General features: G+C 71.8%; 18 protein-coding genes. 14 read left to right on the top strand and 4 right to left on the bottom strand.

The annotated features are described in order from the left end of the window. Positions 1–125 precede the first annotated feature (125 nt). On the bottom strand, positions 126–659 hold the full coding sequence (locus RCR19_RS30660) for a hypothetical protein (RefSeq protein ID WP_331268059.1): 534 nt from the start codon (positions 657–659) through the stop codon (positions 126–128). A gap of 299 nt (positions 660–958) precedes the next feature. Here RCR19_RS30660 and fmt point away from each other — a divergent pair, with 299 nt between their 5' ends. Then, the gene (fmt, locus tag RCR19_RS30665; protein ID WP_331268060.1) at positions 959–1,891 is read left to right on the top strand and encodes a methionyl-tRNA formyltransferase; all 933 of its coding nucleotides are present in this window, start codon (positions 959–961) and stop codon (positions 1,889–1,891) included. A gap of 75 nt (positions 1,892–1,966) precedes the next feature. Further along, positions 1,967–3,376, top strand: a complete 1,410-nt coding sequence (locus RCR19_RS30670; protein WP_331268061.1) for a transcription antitermination factor NusB — start codon at positions 1,967–1,969, stop codon at positions 3,374–3,376. Positions 3,377–3,630: 254 nt separating this feature from the next. Here the strand turns inward: RCR19_RS30670 and RCR19_RS30675 are convergent, their stop codons facing one another. Then, the gene (locus RCR19_RS30675; RefSeq protein WP_331268062.1) at positions 3,631–5,079 is read right to left on the bottom strand and encodes an aldehyde dehydrogenase; all 1,449 of its coding nucleotides are present in this window, start codon (positions 5,077–5,079) and stop codon (positions 3,631–3,633) included. Positions 5,080–5,288: 209 nt separating this feature from the next. Then, the gene (locus tag RCR19_RS30680) at positions 5,289–6,131 is read right to left on the bottom strand and encodes an oxidoreductase (RefSeq protein ID WP_331268063.1); all 843 of its coding nucleotides are present in this window, start codon (positions 6,129–6,131) and stop codon (positions 5,289–5,291) included. A 171-nt stretch (positions 6,132–6,302) separates the two neighbouring features. On the opposite strand from RCR19_RS30680, the gene RCR19_RS30685 reads away from it, so the two are divergent. From RCR19_RS30685 to RCR19_RS30710, 6 genes are all read left to right on the top strand, one after another. Then, positions 6,303–6,848, top strand: coding sequence for a TetR/AcrR family transcriptional regulator (locus RCR19_RS30685; protein WP_059125526.1), 546 nt, complete (start codon positions 6,303–6,305; stop codon positions 6,846–6,848). Between the two features lie 149 nt (positions 6,849–6,997). Further along, positions 6,998–7,684, top strand: coding sequence for a ribulose-phosphate 3-epimerase (gene rpe, locus RCR19_RS30690; protein WP_220294814.1), 687 nt, complete (start codon positions 6,998–7,000; stop codon positions 7,682–7,684). 78 nt (positions 7,685–7,762) lie between these two features. Continuing rightward, entirely contained in the window at positions 7,763–8,806 is a 1,044-nt protein-coding gene (locus RCR19_RS30695; RefSeq protein ID WP_331269597.1) for a sugar-binding domain-containing protein, read from the top strand. 215 nt (positions 8,807–9,021) lie between these two features. After that, positions 9,022–9,375, top strand: a complete 354-nt coding sequence (locus RCR19_RS30700; protein ID WP_331269598.1) for a barstar family protein — start codon at positions 9,022–9,024, stop codon at positions 9,373–9,375. 107 nt (positions 9,376–9,482) lie between these two features. Next, complete coding sequence (locus tag RCR19_RS30705; protein WP_331268064.1) at positions 9,483–10,925, top strand: GuaB1 family IMP dehydrogenase-related protein; 1,443 nt, start codon at positions 9,483–9,485, stop codon at positions 10,923–10,925. Between the two features lie 277 nt (positions 10,926–11,202). Next, positions 11,203–11,655: an Lrp/AsnC family transcriptional regulator gene (locus tag RCR19_RS30710; RefSeq protein ID WP_331268065.1), complete on the top strand. Its 453-nt coding sequence runs from the start codon at positions 11,203–11,205 to the stop codon at positions 11,653–11,655. A 22-nt stretch (positions 11,656–11,677) separates the two neighbouring features. Here RCR19_RS30710 and RCR19_RS30715 read toward each other — a convergent pair whose 3' ends face one another. After that, complete coding sequence (locus tag RCR19_RS30715) at positions 11,678–12,418, bottom strand: GntR family transcriptional regulator (RefSeq protein WP_331268066.1); 741 nt, start codon at positions 12,416–12,418, stop codon at positions 11,678–11,680. A gap of 203 nt (positions 12,419–12,621) precedes the next feature. Here RCR19_RS30715 and RCR19_RS30720 point away from each other — a divergent pair, with 203 nt between their 5' ends. From RCR19_RS30720 to RCR19_RS30745, 6 genes are all read left to right on the top strand, one after another. Beyond that, positions 12,622–13,773, top strand: coding sequence for an ABC transporter substrate-binding protein (locus RCR19_RS30720; RefSeq protein WP_331268067.1), 1,152 nt, complete (start codon positions 12,622–12,624; stop codon positions 13,771–13,773). Next, positions 13,770–14,666 carry an ABC transporter permease subunit gene (locus RCR19_RS30725; protein ID WP_059125520.1) on the top strand — a complete coding sequence of 299 codons (897 nt, stop codon included), beginning with the start codon at positions 13,770–13,772 and terminating at the stop codon, positions 14,664–14,666. Before RCR19_RS30720 ends, RCR19_RS30725 begins: the two co-directional genes overlap by 4 nt. Continuing rightward, complete coding sequence (locus RCR19_RS30730) at positions 14,654–15,487, top strand: ABC transporter permease subunit (RefSeq protein WP_331268068.1); 834 nt, start codon at positions 14,654–14,656, stop codon at positions 15,485–15,487. Before RCR19_RS30725 ends, RCR19_RS30730 begins: the two co-directional genes overlap by 13 nt. A 13-nt stretch (positions 15,488–15,500) precedes the next feature. Beyond that, the gene (locus RCR19_RS30735) at positions 15,501–16,592 is read left to right on the top strand and encodes an ABC transporter ATP-binding protein (RefSeq protein ID WP_331268069.1); all 1,092 of its coding nucleotides are present in this window, start codon (positions 15,501–15,503) and stop codon (positions 16,590–16,592) included. 326 nt (positions 16,593–16,918) lie between these two features. Then, positions 16,919–18,424, top strand: a complete 1,506-nt coding sequence (locus RCR19_RS30740; protein WP_331268070.1) for an HAD-IA family hydrolase — start codon at positions 16,919–16,921, stop codon at positions 18,422–18,424. A gap of 847 nt (positions 18,425–19,271) precedes the next feature. Beyond that, the gene (locus RCR19_RS30745) at positions 19,272–20,060 is read left to right on the top strand and encodes a carbon-nitrogen hydrolase family protein (protein WP_331268071.1); all 789 of its coding nucleotides are present in this window, start codon (positions 19,272–19,274) and stop codon (positions 20,058–20,060) included. Positions 20,061–20,089: the final 29 nt, after the last annotated feature.

Consider the following 20,089-nt stretch of genomic DNA (forward strand, 5'->3'; position numbering starts at 1 on the left):
GTCTTCCTCGAGCCGGCACTCGGCGGACGTGCCTGCCGCAGGGCACGGCGCCCGCACGCCGGTGTGCGGACGCCGTGCCCTGCGGCAGCCTCCCGGTGGGGCGGGAGAAGGAAAGAGAGCCGGGCTCAGCCGTTGCGCGGGCCGGGGAAGGCCGTGGGCCGCACCTCGTCGCGGAAGGCGGGGGCGCCCGCCGTCGGCTGGGACGGCATCGAACGGGCAGCGGGGACCGTGGGCATGGCACCGGTCACGTTGAGCGTGCGGCCGACGGAAGGGTCGGATGCTCGTTCGGGTTCGGCGGGCGCCTGGGCGGCGGCGCGGCGGGCGCCGTAACGGCGGTGCACCGCCTGCTTGGTGACGCCCAGTGCGGAGCCCACGGCGTCCCACGAGAAACCGAGTGAACGGTCGAAGTCCACGGCCGCCGTGACCAGGGTCTCCACGCTGTCCCGCAACTCCTGGGCGAGGCGGACGGTCGGAGCGGGGGCGCGTCCGTAGACGACGAAGCCCGTGGAGGGGCCGGAGCGGCGCGGGCGGTAGACGTTGCCCAACTGAGCGGTGAGGGTGCGCAGTGCGTCCACCTGCCGGCGGACCCGCTCGATGTCCCGCACCAGCAAGTGCAGGCTGGCCCGGGCCTGGGCGTCGTGGGTTGCGTGGTCGGCCATGAACAAGCCTCTCGAAACCGGCGTTGAAAAGGGTCGGGCCGCCATCGTGGCCCGCTGTGGTCAACTCTTTCTTGACCAACGCGTTTACGGGTCTGTGGTCACGGGGCGGGGGCGTAAGGGCATATGCGTACGCCCCCAGGAGTGGTGCGCGCTGCATTACGCGTTCGCCGTGGTCGTGGGTGGTCGAAGCGCCCCCGCGGCCCGCACCCCCATAGACTGGTGAGCCGACCACCCGCTCCGGCACCGCCGGACGTGTGAGGGTCCGTCAGAGCTCCCGCCCGAGAGGCCGTCACTCCCTTATGAGGCTTGTCTTCGCAGGTACCCCCGAGGTCGCCGTTCCCGCACTGGACGCGCTGCTCGCGTCCGGGAGGCACGAGGTCGCCGCGGTCGTCACACGGCCCGACGCACCGGCGGGACGCGGGCGCAGGCTGATCGCCAGTCCGGTCGCCGAGCGGGCCATGGAGGCCGGGATCGAGGTACTCAAGCCGAACAGGCCCCGGGACGAGGACTTCCTCACCCGCCTGCGGGAGATCGCCCCCGACTGCTGCCCCGTGGTCGCCTACGGTGCGCTGCTGCCGCGGGTCGCCCTCGACGTCCCCGCCCACGGCTGGGTCAATCTGCACTTCTCCCTGCTCCCCGCCTGGCGCGGCGCCGCCCCGGTGCAGCACTCCGTCCTGGCGGGCGACGAGATCACCGGCGCCTCCACGTTCCTCATCGAGGAAGGGCTCGACTCCGGGCCCGTCTACGGCACCGTCACCGAGCAGATCCGTCCCACGGACACCAGCGGGGACCTCCTCACCCGCCTCGCCTTCGCCGGCGCCGGACTGCTCGCGGCCACCATGGACGGCATCGAGGACGGCAGTCTGAAGGCCGTGCCGCAGCCCGCCGAGGGGGTCACCCTCGCGCCGAAGATCAACGTCGAGGACGCACACGTCGACTGGTCCGCGCCCGCGCTCCGGGTGGACCGGCTGGTACGGGCCTGCACACCCGCGCCCGGTGCCTGGACCGTCTTCCGGGGCGAGCGGCTGAAGCTCATCCACGTCACCCCCGTGCCGGAGCGGACGGATCTCGCCCCCGGCCGGTTGTCCGTCGGCAAGAACGACGTCTTCGTGGGCACCGGCTCCTACGCCGTGGAGCTGTTGTGGGTGCAGGCCCAGGGCAAGAAGCCGATGCGGGCCGCCGACTGGGCGCGCGGGGCGCGGATCGGCGACGGCGAGGGCCTCGGCGGCTGACCTCCGCGAACGCCCCGACCCGCACGGACGTACGCTGGGATGCGCACGTCATCCCACACCCGGAGCACCTTTTTCGTGAGCGAGCAGTCCCGTCGTCCCCGCAAGCCCTACCGCCGGCCCAAGAAGGACCCTGTCCGCGTCCTCGCCTTCGACGCCCTGCGGGCCGTCGACGAGCGGGACGCCTACGCGAACCTCGTGCTGCCGCCACTGCTGCGCAAGGCACGCGAGAAGGGCGACTTCGACACCCGGGACGCGGCCCTCGCCACGGAGTTGGTGTACGGGACGCTGCGCCGTCAGGGGACGTACGACGCCGTCCTCGAGGCCTGCGTCGACCGGCCGCTGCGCGAGGTCGATCCGCCCGTGCTCGACGTGCTGAGCCTCGGCGTCCATCAGCTGCTGGGGACACGGATCCCCAGCCACGCCGCGGTGTCGGCCACCGTCGAACTCGCCCGGGTCGTGCTCGGCGACGGGCGTGCCAAGTTTGTCAACGCCGTGCTGCGCAAGGTGGCCCAGGACGACCTCGACGGCTGGCTCGAGCGGGTGGCACCGCCGTACGACGAGGACGCCGAGGACCATCTCGCGGTTGTGCACTCGCACCCGCGCTGGGTCGTGTCCGCCCTGTGGGACTCCCTCGGCGGCGGCCGTGCCGGTATCGAGGACCTCCTCGAAGCCGACAACGAGCGCCCCGAGGTCACGCTCGTGGCCCGTCCCGGCCGCGCCACCACCGAGGAGCTGCTGCGCGAAGAGGCGGCGGTACCGGGCCGCTGGTCGCCGTACGCGGTCCGGCTCACCGAAGGCGGTGAACCCGGTGCCGTCGACGCCGTACGGGAAGGCCGCGCAGGCGTTCAGGACGAGGGCAGCCAGCTTGTCGCCCTCGCCCTCGCGAACGCACCGCTGGAGGGCCCCGACAAGAGGTGGCTCGACGGCTGCGCCGGGCCCGGCGGCAAGGCTGCGCTGCTCGCGGCGCTCGCCGCCGAGCGCGGAGCCCTGCTGGTGGCGTCCGAGAAGCAGCCGCACCGGGCCGGTCTGGTGGCGAAGGCGCTGGACGGCAACCCCGGCCCGTACCAGGTGATCACAGCCGACGGGACCCGCCCGCCGTGGCGGGCCGGCAGCTTCGACCGCGTGCTGGTGGACGTGCCGTGCACCGGGCTCGGCGCGCTGCGCCGCAGGCCCGAGGCCAGGTGGCGGCGCCGCCCCGAAGACCTGGACGGCTTCGCGCCGGTCCAGCGTGCCCTGCTGACCACGGCCCTCGAGTCCGTGCGTGTCGGCGGCGTCGTCGGCTACGCCACCTGTTCTCCCCATCTCGCCGAGACCCGTGCGGTGGTCGACGACGTGCTGAAGCAGCACCGGGACACCGAGCTCATCGATGCCCGCCCGCTGCTGGCGGACGTGCCGGCGCTCGGCGACGGTCCCGACGTGCAGCTGTGGCCGCATCTCCACGGCACCGACGCCATGTATCTCGCGCTCATCCGCCGGACCGCCTGACGGGTGCGGTGGAGCCGGGGAGCGCTCGGTTCCGCGGCAGCCCGCAGGTGAGCACCATGACCCGCCGCAAGCAGTCGAGTTCCGGTGTCGGACCGTGCCCCTGCCGGATGCCGGCAGGCGGGCGTGCTCCCGGCCGCGGCCCGGCTGACCACCGGTCGCGGGAGACACCCCGGCGAGCGTGACGACGTCCTCGCCGGGTGCACCGGCCGCGGTGGAGGCGACGACCGGGACATGCGGCCGCAGGTCGATGGGATCTACCGGTTGCGGGTGACGGTCTTGTGCTCGACGTACCCGGTCAAGCCGACCGCCCCGTACTCACGGCCGAGCCCGCTCGCCTTGTAGCCACCGAACGGCCCGTCGAAGCTCATCGGTGAGCCGTTGAGGGTGACGGTTCCGGTGCGGAGCCGGCGCGCCACCGCGAAGGCGCGCTCGGGGTCCGCCGACCAGACGCCGCCGGACAGGCCGTAGTCGGAGTCGTTGGCGATGCGTACCGCATCGTCCTCGTCGTCGTAGGCGATGACGGCGAGGACCGGGCCGAAGATCTCCTCCTGGGCGATGCGCATGCTGTTGTCGACATCCGCGAACAGTGTCGGAGTGACGTAGTTGCCCTGTTCCAGCCCCTCGGGGACGTCCGGACCTCCCGTCACCAGACGGGCGCCCTCCTCGATGCCCAGACGGATGTAGTCGATCACGCGCTGCTGCTGGTCGGGGCGGATCATGGGACCGATGAAGGTGTCCTCCGCGGAGGGGTCTCCGACCTTCAGGGACTCCACCATCTCCTTCAGCGCCGCGACGATCTCGTCGTAGCGGCCGCGCGGGGCGAGGATGCGGGTCTGCAGGATGCAGGCCTCGCCGTTGTTGCCCAGCGAACCGAAACGCAGTCCCTGCATCACGGAGGGGAGGTCGGCGTCCTCCAGGAGGATCGCGGCGGACTTGCCGCCGAGTTCGAGGCCGACCCGCTTGAGCTGTTCGCCCGCTATCGAGGCGATACGGCGGCCCGCCCGGGTCGACCCGGTGAAGGAGATCTTGTCGACGTCCCGATGCGAGACCAGGTACTCGCTGGTCTCCCGGTCCGCGGGCAGGACGCTGAGGGTTCCCACGGGCAGCCCGGCCTCGTGGAACAGGTCCGCGAGGAGCATCATGCTGAGCGAGTTCTCCGGGGAGACCTTGAGCACCACGGTGTTGCCCGCCAGCAGGGCAGGCGCCAGCTTCGCCATGGCCGCGGAGAACGGGGAGTTCCAGGGGATGACCGCGGCGACGACACCGATCGGCTCCCGCCTGACCACGGTGTCGAAGGCCACCGCCGGGTCCGAGGGCTCCACGACCTCCTCCCAGCCGAACTCCTCTGCCGCCTTGAGGTAGGCGTTTGCCTGGCGGGTCAGGAACGGCTGACCGGCCTTGGTGAACCAGAGCGCCGAACCGTTCTCGGCGGAGACGGCGGCGGCGAGCTCGTCGGCACGGGCCTCGCGCAGCGCGTTGAGGCGCCGGACCACCTTCTGCCGCTCCTTGGGGTCGGTGCGGGGCCACGGCCCGTGGTCGAACGCCTCGCGTGCCGCGGCCACGGCGGCGTCCACGTCCGCCTCGGCCGCCTGGGCCACACGCCCGAGGACGGACCGGTCGTGCGGGGAACGGATCTCCAGCAGGTCGGGGTTGCTGGGCGCCACCCAGGAACCGCCGATGTAGAGCTTGTCGCGGATCATCATCAGCCGCTTCTTTCTCGTGAAGTGGAAGGGAGGGGGGTACGGGGGAGACGCGGGGCCGGTCGGCCGTGTCGCGCGCTCCGGCGGGCTTCAGGGGCGAAAGGGGGCCGTCCCCGAGGTGGCCGCGGCCTGCGTGAGTGAGCGGTCGCGGCGGGGTCCTGGGCGCCGCACCGGGCGGACCGCTCCGGGCCGCCCGGATGCAGTGAGCACCGTCAGGAAGCCGGTGCGTGGTCGGTGGACCGGCTGACGTGGGCCCAGGCGCGGGCCTCGGACAAGCGTCCTTCCTCGGCGGCCAGGGCGATGTCCAGGGCGTCGCCGCCCAGGACCAGCCGGCGCGGGGGCTCGGGTGCGCCGACGACGTCGACGATGGCCCGGGCCATGCGTGCGGGGTCACCGGGCTCGTGGCCGCTGTACTCGGCGAAGCGCTTCAGCCACCGACCGACGGTCTGCTCGTAGTCGGCGCCGACGCGACCGGACTCCAGCGCGGCGCCGGCGGCCCAGCCGGTCCGGATGCCGCCCGGCTCGACGATGGTCACCTTGATGCCGAGCGGTGCCACCTCGTTGGCCAGGACCTCGGAGAAGCCCTCGACGCCGAACTTCGCGGTCTGGTAGGCGCTCAGGCCCGGGGTGCCGCCCACGCGCCCGCCGATGGAGGACACCTGCACGAAGTGTCCGGAGCGCCGGCCGCGCAGGACGGGCAGTGCCGCCCTGGTCACATTGATCACGCCGAAGAGGTTCGCCTCGATCTGCGCCCTGAACTCGTCCTCCGGGAAGTCCTCGATCGAACCGCTGGTCGCGTATCCCGCGTTGTTGACCACGACGTCCAGCGACCCGAAGCGGTCGACGGCTGCCGCGACCACGTCCCGGGCGGAGGACGGCGAGGTCACGTCCAGGGGCAGTGCGAGCACGCGTTCGGCGTGCGCCGTCGACAGATCGGCCAGCGCCTCCGGACGGCGGGAGGTGACCACTACGCGGTCACCCGCCTCCAGCGCCGCGACGGCCAAGGCCCTGCCGAGCCCTTGCGAACCACCGGTGATCAGCCAAGTCCGTGTCATGGTCCATCTCTCCTCTCCTTGCGAGCCCGCCGACCCGAGTCAGTGGTTTCGCAGCTCATGTGGAAGCTTTACGGCTATCTGCAACACGACTGTAGCAGTAATAATTTCTATGGAAGCGGACCAGCTGAAGAAAGGGGCTCAAGTGCGACTCGTTGATAGGGTGGGCGCATCATGAGAGCCGACGCCGCACGCAACCTCGCCGCACTTCTGCGCACCGGAGCCCGGTTGCTGGCCGAGAATCCGAGCACCTCGCTGTCGGCCATCGCCCAGGAGGCCGGCGTCGACCGCACCACCGCGCATCGGCGCTTCGCCACGCGCGAGGCCCTGCTCGCCGCGGTCTTCCAGGCGAAACTGGACGCCGCCGAACACGTCCTCGACGAGGCGCGGCTCACCGAGGCCCCCGTCGCCGTGGCGCTGCACCGCTATGTGGAGGGGATCGTCCCGGTCAGCCGGGAGTGGCCCGTCGACACGCGCCGCATGATGCGCGAGGACCCCGACGCGGACATCCGGCGTCAGGAGCTGAGCGCACGGCTGGACGCCTTTCTCCGTCGTGCGGCCGACGAAGGCCTCCTGCGCCCCGGTGTCCCGCTCGGCTGGACGCGGGCCGTCTTCGACGAGCTGGTGGACAGCGCCGCCCACCGGTTCCCCGAACTTCAGCCCCCGCAGGCGGCCGACCTGGTCGTGGACACGTTCCTCAGGGGTGTCGGAGCCTCCTGAGCCGCCTTCGCCCGGCAAGGCCCGCCCGATGTCCCGTGCCGCTCCCGGCTCACTCGGGCCCGCACGGTCCGATCGAGCGTCCTCGGGGCCGGAGGTCCGCCAGGCGGACCGGCCGCAACAAGCGGCGCCGGACATGGCAGGCTTGGGTCATGGCCGTGCAGATCAACCCCAGCATCCTGTCCGCCGACTTCGCCCGCCTCGCTGAGGAGGCGAAGGCCGTGGAAGGGGCCGACTGGCTCCACGTCGACGTGATGGACAACCACTTCGTCCCCAACCTCACGCTCGGCGCGCCGATCGTGGAGGCCCTGGCGCGGGCGACGGACACACCGCTGGACTGCCACCTGATGATCGAGGACGCCGATCGCTGGGCGCCTCAGTACGTCGAAGCGGGGGCCGGTTCGGTCACCTTCCACGTCGAAGCGGCCGCCGCTCCCGTGCGGCTCGCCCGCGAGATCAGGGCCAAGGGCGCCCGCGCCTCCATGGCACTCAAGCCCGCGACCCCGATCGAGCCGTACGAGGATCTGCTGCCCGAGCTGGACATGTTGCTGATCATGACGGTCGAGCCCGGTTTCGGCGGGCAGGCGTTCCTGGACATCATGCTGCCGAAGATCCGCCGCACCCGAGAGCTCATCAGCAAGCACGGCCTCGAGCTCTGGCTGCAGGTCGACGGCGGTGTCTCGGCCTCCACCATCGAACAGTGCGCGGAGGCCGGAGCGGACGTCTTCGTGGCCGGTTCGGCCGTGTACGGGGCGTCCGACCCGGCCGCCGCGGTACGTGCATTGCGCACCCAGGCGGAACGGGCGACCGCCCGTGCGTCCTGGGCGTGCGACGACTGAGACAACGGAACCTGAACGCCGTCCGTCCCGGCTGATCAAGTACGCCGGATCTGCAAGGATGAACGGCGAATGCAGAGTGTGAACAGCAGTGAGGAGATGGCCGTGTCGGGTATGTCGGCGGGCCGGTCAGCCATGCGGATGGGACCCGCTGAGCTGGTGCAGGCGGCGGCCATGGCCCGTCGCTTCTATCTCGAGGGCAAGTCCAAGATCCAGATCGCGGAGGAGTTCGGCGTCAGCCGCTTCAAGGTGGCCCGGGTTCTGGAGACCGCCCTCGAACGGGATCTCGTGCGGATCGAGATCAGAGTTCCGGCCGAGCTGGACGCCGAGCGCTCCGACGCGCTGCGCGCCCGGTACGGCCTCAGGCATGCCGTCGTGGTCGAGTCCCCGGTCGAGGCCGAGGAGTCGACCGACCCCGAGAACCTCGGTGAGGTGGCCGCCGACCTGCTCGGCGAACTGGTGACCGAGGGAGATGTCCTGGGTCTTGCCTGGGGCCGCTCCACCATCCACATGGCGGCCGCGCTCGACCGGCTGCCGCCGTGCACGGTGGTGCAGTTGACGGGCGTGTACGACGCCGGAACCGCCGAGCGCGGCTCGGTGGAGGCCGTGCGTCGTGCCGCGCAGGTCTCGGGCGGTGACGCCCACCCCATCTACGCGCCGATGCTGCTGCCGGACGCCGCGACCGCGGCGGCGCTGCGCAACCAGACGGGGATCGCCCGCGCCTTCGAGTACTTCGACAAGGTCACGGTCGCCTGTGTCTCCATCGGCTCCTGGGAGCCGGGCATCTCGACGGTGCACGACATGCTGAGCGACGAGGAGCGTGCGCACTACGCGTCCCTCGGTGTCGCCGCCGAGATGTCCGCCCATCTCTTCGACGCCGACGGCCGCCGGGTCGGGCGCGATCTCGGGGAACGGTGCATCACCGTCAAGGCGGACCAGTTGCGCCGTATCCCCGAGGTGGTCGCGATCGCCGGTGGACAGCGAAAGGCGGCGGCGATCGACGCGGTGCTGCGGTCCGGGCTCGTCACCAGTCTGGTGACGGACACGTCGGCGGCGGACTACCTCATGGCGGCGGGACCGACGCCGAAGCCGGCGCTGAACCGGTCGGACCCCGACGGGCCCTGACGACCGGACGCCCGGGTCCCGACTCCGGCGGTCGGCCGAGGGGCCGTGCCGGCGTTGCGAGACGCCGGTGGTGCGCCGGACGGGTCGGGCGCGGGCGGACGTGCGGCCTCGGATCCCGGTGCCCCGAGTCTGGCATGTCCGTGCCACGATGATGCTCCGTGCCCGCACGGCTGCCGTATCGACGAACACCACAACTCGACCAGGGCGGTACCGGAATGACCGACGACCTGGCGGACCGGCTCGTGGTCACGCTGGATCTCGACACAGTGGACGACAAGGCGGCGTTCATGGAGCGGATCGCCGTGGCCCTCGGCCTGCCCGACTGGTTCGGCCGGAACTGGGACGCGCTCGCCGACTCGCTCACCGATCGCACCGTCTGGCCGCCGGCCGCCGTCGGCAGGGGTCTGCTCCTCGTCGTACGGGGGTGGCGGCGCTACGCGACGGCACGGCCCGAGGAGTGGGACGTCGCCCTGGAGGTGTTCTCCACGGTGGAGCGGCGCACGCCCGGGCTGACCGTCGCCCTCGCCCTTGGAGGATCGCACGAAGGGCCTCTTGACCTGCCTGGATGATCTGTCCAACGACCGCATACCCATCGACATGGGACAATGAAGTACGTGCTCATCCCCCTGACTGACCTGGCAGGGGGCCGCCTCTGATCGACTGGGATGTGCAGCACGTGCGTTTCCTCAATGACATCCAGCCCTCGTACGACCTGACGTACGACGACGTCTTCATGGTGCCGCGCCGGTCCGCGGTCGGCTCCCGCCAGGGCGTGGACCTCACCTCCCCGGACGGCACGGGCACCACCATCCCGCTGGTCGTCGCCAACATGACGGCGATCGCCGGGCGCCGGATGGCGGAGACGATGGCCCGTCGCGGTGGTCTGGTGGTCATCCCGCAGGACATCCCGATCGACGTGGTCACCGAGGTCGTCTCCTGGGTCAAGAGCCGCCATCTCGTGCTCGACACCCCGATCGTGCTGGCCCCGCACCAGACCGTCGCCGACGCCCTCGCGCTGCTGCCGAAGCGGGCGCACAACGCCGGTGTGGTCGTGGACGAGGAGCAGCGGCCGATCGGCGTCGTCACCGACGCGGATCTCTCGGGCGTGGACCGCTTCACCCAGCTCGAAGTCGTCATGTCCAAGGACCTGCTGCTCGTCGACGCCGGCATCGACCCGGGCGAGGCCTTCGACGTCCTCGACGCCGCGAACCGCCGCTACGCGCCCGCCGTCGACGAGGACGGCCGGCTCGCCGGCATCCTGACCCGCAAGGGCGCCCTGCGCGCCACGCTGTACACGCCGGCCACCGACGCCGACGGCAGGCTGCGCATCGCCGCCGCCGTGGGCATCAACGGCGATGTCGCGGGCAAGGCCAAGCAGCTGCTCGACGCGGGCGTCGACACGCTCGTCATCGACACCGCGCACGGCCACCAGGAGTCGATGATCAGCGCCGTCAGGACCGTGCGGGCGCTGGACCCGCAGGTGCCGATCGTGGCGGGCAACGTCGTCGCCGCCGAGGGCGTGCGCGATCTGATCGAGGCGGGCGCGGACATCGTCAAGGTCGGTGTCGGCCCGGGCGCCATGTGCACCACGCGCATGATGACCGGTGTCGGCCGGCCGCAGTTCTCGGCCGTCCTCGAGTGCGCCGCCGAGGCGAAGAAGTACGGCAAGCACGTGTGGGCCGACGGCGGCGTCCGCCACCCGCGCGACGTGGCGATGGCGCTGGCCGCCGGCGCGTCCAACGTGATGATCGGCTCCTGGTTCGCCGGCACCTACGAGTCCCCGGGCGACCTGCAGCAGGACGCCAACGGACGCCTCTACAAGGAGTCCTTCGGCATGGCGTCGTCGCGTGCGGTACGCAACCGCACGTCGGAGGAGTCGGCGTACGACCGTGCCCGCAAGACCCTGTTCGAGGAGGGCATCTCGACCTCCCGCATGTTCCTGGACCCGGCGCGCCCGGGCGTCGAGGACCTGATCGACTCGATCATCGCGGGTGTGCGCTCGTCCTGCACCTACGCGGGTGCCGGCTCCCTGGAGGAGTTCGCCGAGCGGGCCGTCGTGGGCATCCAGAGCGCGGCGGGCTATGCGGAGGGCAAGCCGCTGCACGCCAGCTGGAACTGAGACAACTCGCTTTCGCCCGGCCCCTGTTGTCCCGTCGCCGGGGCGTCAGGGGCCCTTTCCCCGCGGGAACCGCCGCGGGGTGCCTGCGTGCCGCACGTGGTGCAAGGGGCAGGCGGCCCCGACGGCGTCCGTGCGACCGCCCGCGCCCCGGCCGACTTCGGGTGCCGGACGGCCCTAGGGCTCGTGTTCTACTTCCTGTAGGGCCACCGCCGTTCCCGGTCGGCCGCCGTGGAGCCCGCGCCGACCGCACTCACCGCAGAGAAGTGAACCACCCGCCTTGCTGAACGACCTCGACGAACGCATCGTCCACGCCCTGGCCGAGGACGCCCGCCGCTCCTACGCGGACATCGGCCAGCTCGTCGGCCTGTCCGCGCCCGCCGTCAAGCGGCGCGTGGACAGACTGCGCGCGACCGGCGCCATCACCGGGTTCACCGTCCGGGTGGACCCGAGGGCGCTCGGCTGGGAGACGGAGGGGTTCGTCGAGCTCTACTGCCGGCGCCACACCTCACCGGAGACCATCCGGCGGGGCCTGGAGCGCTACCAGGAGGTCGTGGCCGCCTCCACCGTCACCGGTGAGGCCGACGCGATCGCCCAGGTCTTCGCCGCCGACATGCGCCACTTCGAGCGCGTGCTGGAGCGGATCGCCGGGGAGCCCTTCGTGGAGCGCACCAAATCGGTGCTCGTCCTCTCGCCGTTGCTGCGCCGGTTCTCCTCGGGCTCGCCCACCTGACACCCCCGGGGGTGCGGCCGGGTCACTCGGCCGTCTTGCGGGCCAGCGCGTTGTTTCCTATCGAGTTGTGCACGCTGAAGCTCACGGCGTCCGAGCGGTAGCGGTCGTCGGACCACTCCACCGGGCGCCCTTCGCGTGTGGTCGTGACGCGGCGGACCCGCAGCAGCGGGCTGGTGCGCCGGATGCCGAGCAGTTCGGCGTCCTGGGCCCCCGCCGCGACCGCGTCGATGACGTGCTCGCCGTACGCGAAGACCAGGCCCCGGTCCTCGAAGAGGCGCTGGGTGACGGAGGGGCAGTCGGGCTCTATGGCCTCGACCGCCGGGGAGATCCAGTCCGCGTACACGGTTCGCTCCAGCAGCACGGGCTCCCCGTCCAGTCCGCGTACGCGCAGGACGTGCAGCACCGGGGTCTGCTCGGGCAGGTGGAGGCGTACCGCGTCCTCCTTGGTCGCCGGACGGTAGGTCTGCGCCACGACGCGCCCGGTGGCCTCCCGGCCCATCGCCCGCGCCCACTCGGCGAAGCTGCGCAGCTCCGCGAAGCTCTGGCTGCGCCGGCTGGCCAGGACCACCCGGCGGGCGCCCTGCCGTGACCCGATGAGTCCCTCGGCGGTGAGGGCCGCGACGGCCTGGCGGACCGTGCCGCGGGAGACGCCGTAGTGGGCCGCGAGGTCGGTCTCCGTGGGCAGCAGACTGCCGACGGTGTACTCCTCGCGGTCGATCGCGCGACGCAATTCGTCCGCGATCTCCTCATGTCGGGCCGTCATGCTTCCCCTCTTGGTCGACTGCTGTGCACAGCTCGAACAGACTAAACGAGACCTGAGCGTGATCTACGCCGGTCGCGAATGTGCAGGCAACAAAGGTTCAGGGTTTCGCCTCTGTTCACTGACAGGACATCGGCGCCGGGCGTACTGGGGCCAACTTGTTCAGACAAGTGCTCCGTACTCCTCGTGCCTCCCCTGGAGAACCAGTGTCCCTGTCGAGAACCACCGTCCTCAGCGGCAGCCTCGCCGTTGTTGCCGCGCTCGCCCTGAGCGCCTGCGGCGCCGCGACCGACAACGCATCGACCACCACCGACGGCAAGAGCGCCGCGACCGCCACCTCCGCCGCCGACATGGGTGGCATGGACGCCCTGGTCGCGGCGGCCAAGAAGGAAGGCACGCTGCACGCCATCGCGCTGCCGCGCGACTGGGCCAACTACGGCGCCCTCATCGACGGCTTCCAGAAGAAGTACGGCATCAAGATCGAGGACGAGAGCCCGGACGCCAGCAGCCAGGACGAGATCAACGCCGTCACCACGCGCAAGGGCCAGGACCGCGCTCCCGACGTCCTCGACCTCGGCAGCTCCTTCGCCCTGAGCGCCGCCCAGCAGGGGCTGCTCGCGCCGTACAAGGTCGCCTCCTTCGGTGACCTCCCGTCCGCGCAGAAGGACCCGCAGGCCCGCTGGTACAACGACTACGGCGGCTACGTCTCCATCGGCTGCGACGCCAAGCGGGTCAAGACGTGCCCGACCACCTTCGCCGACCTGCTGAAGCCGCAGTACAAGGGCCAGGTCGCGCTCAACGGCAACCCCACCAAGTCCGGTTCGGCCTTCGGTGGTGTCTACGCGGCCGCGCTCGCGAACGGCGGCTCCTTCGACGACGTCCAGGCGGGCCTCGACTTCTTCGCCAAGCTGAAGAAGAACGGCAACTACACGCCCGTCGAGTCCACCCCGGCCACCGTCGAGAAGGGTGAGACCCCGATCAGCATCGACTGGGACTACCTGAACGCCGGCTACGCCGACGAGTTCAAGTCCAAGGGCCTGGACTGGAAGGTCTCCGTCCCGAGCGACGGCCAGTACGCCCAGTACTACTCGCAGGCCATCAACAAGGACGCCCCGCACCCGGCGGCCGCCCGCCTGTGGCAGGAGTACCTCTACAGCACCGAGGGCCAGAACCTCTGGCTCAAGGGTTACGCCCGTCCGGCCCTCATGACCGCGATGGACAAGGCCGGCACGCTGGACAAGGACGCCGCGGCCAAGCTGCCCGCGGTCACGGGCACGCCTTCCTTCCCGTCCGAGGACCAGCAGAACAAGGCCAAGACGGTCATCGCGCAGGGCTGGGGTAAGGCCGTCTCCGGATGACCACCGCCCTCCCGCGCGTGGACGTGGCGCCCGTCGCTTCGGCGAAGCGACGGCGCCGCGCCCCCGGCTGGCTCGCGGTCGTTCCGCTGCTGGCCTTCACCGCGATCACCTTCGGGCTGCCCGCCCTGGCCATGCTGAACGGCGCCTTCACCGTCAAGGACCAGGCGACGGGTGCCACTTCGTACAGTGGCGAGAACCTGAGCAGCTCCTTGCAGGGCGCGTATCTGACGGCACTGCTCGGCAGCGTGAAGCTGTCCGCGGTGTCCGCCGCCATCGCCACGTTGTTCGGGTTGCTTCTCGCCCAGGCAGTGGTGACCTCGCGCTTCCGTTTCCTGCGTGAGGCGGTGCTGACGGCCTCGGGCGTGCTCGCCAACTTCGGCGGTGTGCCGCTGGCCTTCGCCTTCGTCGCCACCCTCGGCAACTCCGGCGTCCTCACCGGGCGCCTGGGCCTGAAGGACGCGGGCTTCGACCTGTACAGCTTCTGGGGTCTGACCCTGGTCTACCTGTACTTCCTCGTACCGCTGATGGTCCTCACCATCACGCCGGCCCTCGAGGGGCTGCGCGCCCAGTGGCGGGAGGCCGCGCAGAACAACGGCGCCACCCACGGACAGTACTGGCGTCACGTCGCGCTGCCGGTGCTCACCCCGTCTCTGCTCGGCGGTTTCGTGCTGCTCTTCGGCAGCGCGTTCGCCGCGTACGCCACCGCGGCCGCGATGGTCGGCAGCACCGTCCCGCTGGTCACGCTGCAGATAGCCGACGCCCTCTCCGGAAACGTTCTCGTCGGACAGGAGAACGTGGCACTGGCCCTCAGCCTCGACATGGTCGTGGTCGCAGGTCTGGTGATGGCCGTGTACCTGCCCCTGCAACGACGGAGCTCGCGATGGCTCGCCTGACCTTCTCCCGCACGCGCTTCCGGCCCGGGCGAGGTCTCGTCCTGGCCGCGGCCGCGGTGTACTTCCTCGTCCCGCTGGCCGCGTCCGTGGTCTTCTCGGTCGACTCCGGCGACCATGTCACGTTCGGTGCCTACAGCCAGATCGTCGGCACCGAGGGCTTCACCGACAGCCTGCTGCTCTCCCTGGAGCTGGCGGTGACCACCATCGTCCTGGTCCTGCTGCTGATGGTCCCCGCCATGGTCGCGCTGCGACTCGGTGCGCCGAAGCTGAGGTCCGTCGTCGCGGTCGTCTGCTCGCTGCCGCTCGTCGTGCCGCCCATCGCGTTCGTCGCCGGGATCAGCACGGTGCTGAAGTGGGGGCCGGAATACCTATCGCGCACTCCGCTCTTCCAGACGATCGTGGCGATCCAGAACGAGAACTACCCGTTCGTCCTCGTCCTCGCGTACGTCGTGATGGCGCTGCCGTTCGTCTACCAGGCCCTGGACGCCGGACTGCGGGCCGTCGACGTGCGCACCCTCGTCGAGGCCGCCCGCAGCTGCGGCGCGAGCTGGCCGCAGGCACTGGTGCGGGCCGTGCTGCCGAACCTGCGCGGGGCCCTGCTGAACGCCTCGTTCCTGACCCTCGCGCTGGTGCTCGGTGAGTTCACCGTCTCCCATCTGCTGGGCTACCAGCCCTTCGCGGTGTGGATCGTGGACATCTCCGGCGCCCAGGCCCAGATGTCCGTCGCCGTCTCCGTGCTCAGCCTGCTCGTGACCTGGGTGCTGCTGCTCGCCCTCGCCGCCGTCGGCGGGCGCCGCACCCCTTCCCGTACCGCCCCTTAGGGATGACACCGCCATGACCCTCACCGCCCCAGAGAACGAGAAGACAGCCAAGGCCGGCGCCGCCACCGTAGAATTCCGCGGCCTGCGACGCCAGTTCGGGAGCTCGGTCGCCCTCGACGGGCTCGACCTGACGGTCCGGCCGGGCGAACTCCTCGCCCTGCTCGGCCCGTCCGGCTGCGGCAAGACCACCGCGCTGCGCATGCTCGCCGGGTTCGAGCACCCCGATTCCGGGGAGGTGCTGGTCGACGGCGTGGACGTCTCGGGCGTCCCGGCCCACCGGCGCGACGCCGGCATGGTCTTCCAGTCGTACAGCCTCTTCCCGCACCTCAGCGCCCTCGACAACGTGGCCTTCGGCCTGCGCATGCGCAAGGTCGGCACCGCTCAGCGGCGCGCCAGGGCCGCGGAGCTGCTCGACCTGGTGGGCCTGGCCGACAAGGGCGAGCGCTTCCCGCACCAGCTCTCCGGCGGTCAGCAGCAGCGCATCGCGCTGGCCCGTGCGCTCGCACTGCGCCCGCGGGTGCTGCTGCTCGACGAGCCGCTGTCGGCGCTGGACGCCAAGGTGCGCACCACCCTGCGCGAGGAGATCCGCCGACTGCAGCAGGAACTGGGCATCACCACCCTGTTCGTGACGCACGATCAGGAAGAGGCCCTGTCGATGGCCGACCGGGTCGCCGTGATGCGGGCCGGCCGGGTCGAGCAGTGTTCCTCGCCCACGGAGCTCTACTCCCGCCCGGCGACCGCCTTCGTCGCCGAGTTCGTCGGAACGGTGAGCCGGATCCCGGGCCGGATGGCCGCGGCGGACGTCGCCGAGGCGCTGGGAAGCCGGGTGCCGGTGACGGGCGGGGCCGCCGCCGTGGGCGCGAGCGTGGACGTGCTGGTCCGTCCGGAGGCGGTGGAGCTGGCGCCGGATCCCCAGGGCGACGGACTGGTGACGTCCGGAGCCTTCCTCGGGGCGACCACCCGCATCACCGTGCGACTGCCCGAGGGGTACGACGTCAAGGCCGACGTGCCCACCCGGCGGGCCGCCGACTTCCCGGCCGGGGCGCGAGTGGCGGTCACGCTGCCCGAGCTGCCGGTCGTGGTGGCGGAGCGCACCAAGGGGTGAGGACCGTCCCGGCCGTCTGCGGCCGGGACGGCCTTCGGCCAGTGCCGGGCCGGCCCTTCGGCCCGGCACCCGAATCCGGGTCGTCACAGATGCACCGGTGGGTGATCCTCCGGTTTTCCTGACGTCCCGTCCGTGAACACATCGTCCATCCGCTCGTAGGCCCGGCGGCCGAATGCGGGATCGGGAACGAGAGGGCACGCACGACCCCGCGATTCGGTGGGGCCGTCCGCCCGTCCGCCCCACACGTGCCGAACGGTGGGGTGACAACCGATCCATGACCGTGCCCGCGTACGTCCGGGTCCGGTGAGAAGAAAGAGAATGTCTTGGTGAAGAGCCTTGTCGGCCACGTTTCCGGCGCCCCGCTGCAGGCGGTCCTGTTCGATATGGACGGCACGCTCGTCGACACCGAGCTGCAGTGGTGGGAGGCGGTGGAACACGTCGCCGAGCGGCCTCTCACCGAGGCGGACCAGCCCGAGGTGCTCGGCCGTCCGGTGGAGCACACCGCCGAGTGGCTCGCCGCGACCACGGGCGCCTCGGCCGCCGAGCTCGCCGAGCGGCTGCACCAGGAGTTCGTCGGCCGCGTCCGGGCCGGCATCGTCCCGCGCCCCGGCGCCCTCGACCTGCTGGACGCCCTCGCCCGCGACGGCGTGCCCACCGCGCTGGTCACCGCCTCTCCCCGGACCGTCGCCGACACGGTGCTCGAGGCGCTCGGCGCCGGGCGCTTCGCGGTCTCCGTCACCGCCGACGACACCGACCGCACCAAGCCCGACCCCGCCCCCTATCTCGCGGCCTGCCGCGCCCTCGGCGTCGACCCTGCGGCCTGCGTGGCCGTGGAGGACACCCACACCGGCGTCTGGTCGGCCGAGGCGGCCGGGTGCGTGGTGCTCGCGGTGCCCTCGCTCGCTCCGATCGACGCGGCGCCCGGCCGTACGGTGCGGGCGAGCCTCGCCGGGATCACGCCGGATGACCTGCGCGCCATGGCCGCCGCGGAGGCGGCCGATCGAACGACCGGGCACGTGCTCCCCGTGATGAGCTGGAACCTCTGGCTCGGCGGCACCCCGGTCGACGACCACCGGGCCAAGCAGCTCAAGGCGATCGCGGAGAGCGGCGCGGACGTCGTCGGCCTTCAGGAGACCGGGGGCATCGCGGCCCAGGAGCTCGCCGACGCCCTCGGCTGGTACCACCACCGGGCCGGCGAGAACCTCGGCATCATCAGCCGTCATCCGATCACCCACCGCTTCGGCGACCCGGACGTGGGCTTCTACGGTGCGGCGGGGGTCCGGATCCGGATCGCCCCCGGTCGGGAGGTCGACATCTGGACGGCCCACCTGCACTACACGCCCTACGGCCCCTACGAGTCCGTCTTCGACGGGCTCCCGGCGGACCGGCTCGTCGCCCACGAAGAGGTTCGACTCGCGCAGATGCGCGAGGCCCTGCGGTGGATCGAGGAGTCGTCCGACGACGGAGTGCCGGTGGTGCTCATGGGCGACTTCAACTGCCCCTCCCATCTGGACTGGCCCGACGTCGCGTGGCCGGTGACGAGGGCGGCCGAGGAGGCGGGCTTCGGCGACTCCTATCGCGAGGCGCGTCCGGACCCGGCCGCCGACCCCGGTCACACCTGGTCGCCGATCCACCCGGTGCACGAGGACGGCAGCGGACGCCCCGAACCGCAGGACCGGATCGACTACGTCCTGCACCGGGGTCTCGAGGTGCTCGACTCACGCACCTTCGTCAGCGGCGATCCGCGGCCCTGGCCCGACGTGTCCGGCAACGCCTGGCCCTCCGACCACGCGGCGGTGATCACGACGTTCACCGTGTCCCACGGCGACTGATCCTCCGGCTCGGGGCTCCACGTCGTCGAACGGCCGACGGCCGGGTACGGCATCGAGGTCGCGTCGTGCCGGGTTCCCGCACGGCAGCACGAGGGTGGCTCGCCGTCGCGGTCGCCGGGCCGGGGACGTGGGGCCCCGGAGCGAGGCGGGGGAGGTGCGGCAGGCGATGGTGCTGCCCGACGACGCCCGCCTCTTCGGTACCCCGGCGGGGACGCTCCTTCTCACCCCGGCCGGCGACGGCAGCCGTCCGCCCGTGCCGAGGGCGGCGCAGACCGGCGTCGGGCGGCTCGCCCACGCGACGGCGCCGCCCGTCCGCCGCATCGGCCGCCACCCGGACGCGGCCTTCCGTTCGGCCGCCGGCCCGGAGGGCCCCTGTCCACCGGCGAGCGACGAGCACCGGTACGAGGACACGAACGGGTCGACGGGGCCGATGGTGCGTCCACGGTCTGCTCGGCCTCCTCAGCCGTGGGGCGCGGCCGGTCGCCGAGCTCGCCGTGGACGCGGATCGCCCCGCACCGTCGTACGCGTACGGCTCCGTGACCCGGCGGAAGCGGGCCCGGTGCACATCGATCCCTCCTCGGCGGATGTCGCGGAACGGACCGGCGGCAGGCACGGAGCCGCTGGAGATCGCGGAGCGGTGGTGGGAGCCGTAGGAACACCGCTGTGACCTGCGCCTCAGCGCTCCGAAAGACGCCCGGCGGGGTGCGCAACGAATCGCCGCCGTGCCCCCTGCGGACGCAATGATCCGCGCACCGGCGCGCAACGGCTCCTCCTTGTCCGGTCAAGGGAGCCGACCGTACGGTCTATGCGACCCCCCAACACTCTTCGGTACCGGTGGAGACCACGCATGCGCACCGCCCTGCTCCAGAGCTCCGGACGCCCCGGCTCGGTCCTCGAGAACCTCAAGGTCCTCGACGAGGCCGCGGGCCGGGCGGCCGCCGCGGGTGCGGGACTGCTCGTCGCGCCGGAGCTGTTCCTCACCGGTTACGCGATCGGCGGCGACATCGTGCGCCTCGCCGAGCCCGCCGACGGGGACTCCGCCGACGCCGTCGCGGAGATCGCCTCCACGCACGGTCTGGCGATCGCCTACGGCTACCCCGAGCGCGACGGCGAGAGCCTCTTCAACTCCGCCCAGCTGCTGTCCGCCGACGGCGACCGTCTGGCGAACTACCGCAAGACCCACCTGTTCGGCTGCTTCGAGCGCGACCACTTCACGCCGGGCGACGTGCCGGTCGTCCAGGCCCAGCTGCACGGCCTGCGGGTCGGGCTGATGATCTGCTACGACGTGGAGTTCCCGGAGAACGTCCGCGCCCACGCTCTGGCCGGCACCGACCTCCTCCTGGTCCCGACGGCCCAGATGCACCCCTTCCAGTTCGTCGCCGAGTCCCTCGTCCCGGTGCGGGCCTTCGAGAACCAGATGTACGTGGCGTACGTCAACCGCGTCGGCCAGGAGGGGGAGTTCGAGTTCGTCGGACTCTCCACGCTCGCCGGCCCCGACGGGATCGCCCGGGTCCGCGCCGGCCGCGTCGAGGAGCTCGTCCTCGCCGACGTCGACCCCGCCTGTGTGGCCGAGTCCCGTGCGGCGAACCCCTACCTCGAGGACCGGCGCCCCGGCCTCTACGGGTCCCTCGTCTGACCCTCGGTCCCACCGAGTACCTTCCGCGC

This window comes from Streptomyces sp. WAC07094, from assembly GCF_036320405.1.
In the GTDB taxonomy this organism is placed as follows: domain Bacteria; phylum Actinomycetota; class Actinomycetes; order Streptomycetales; family Streptomycetaceae; genus Streptomyces; species Streptomyces lannensis.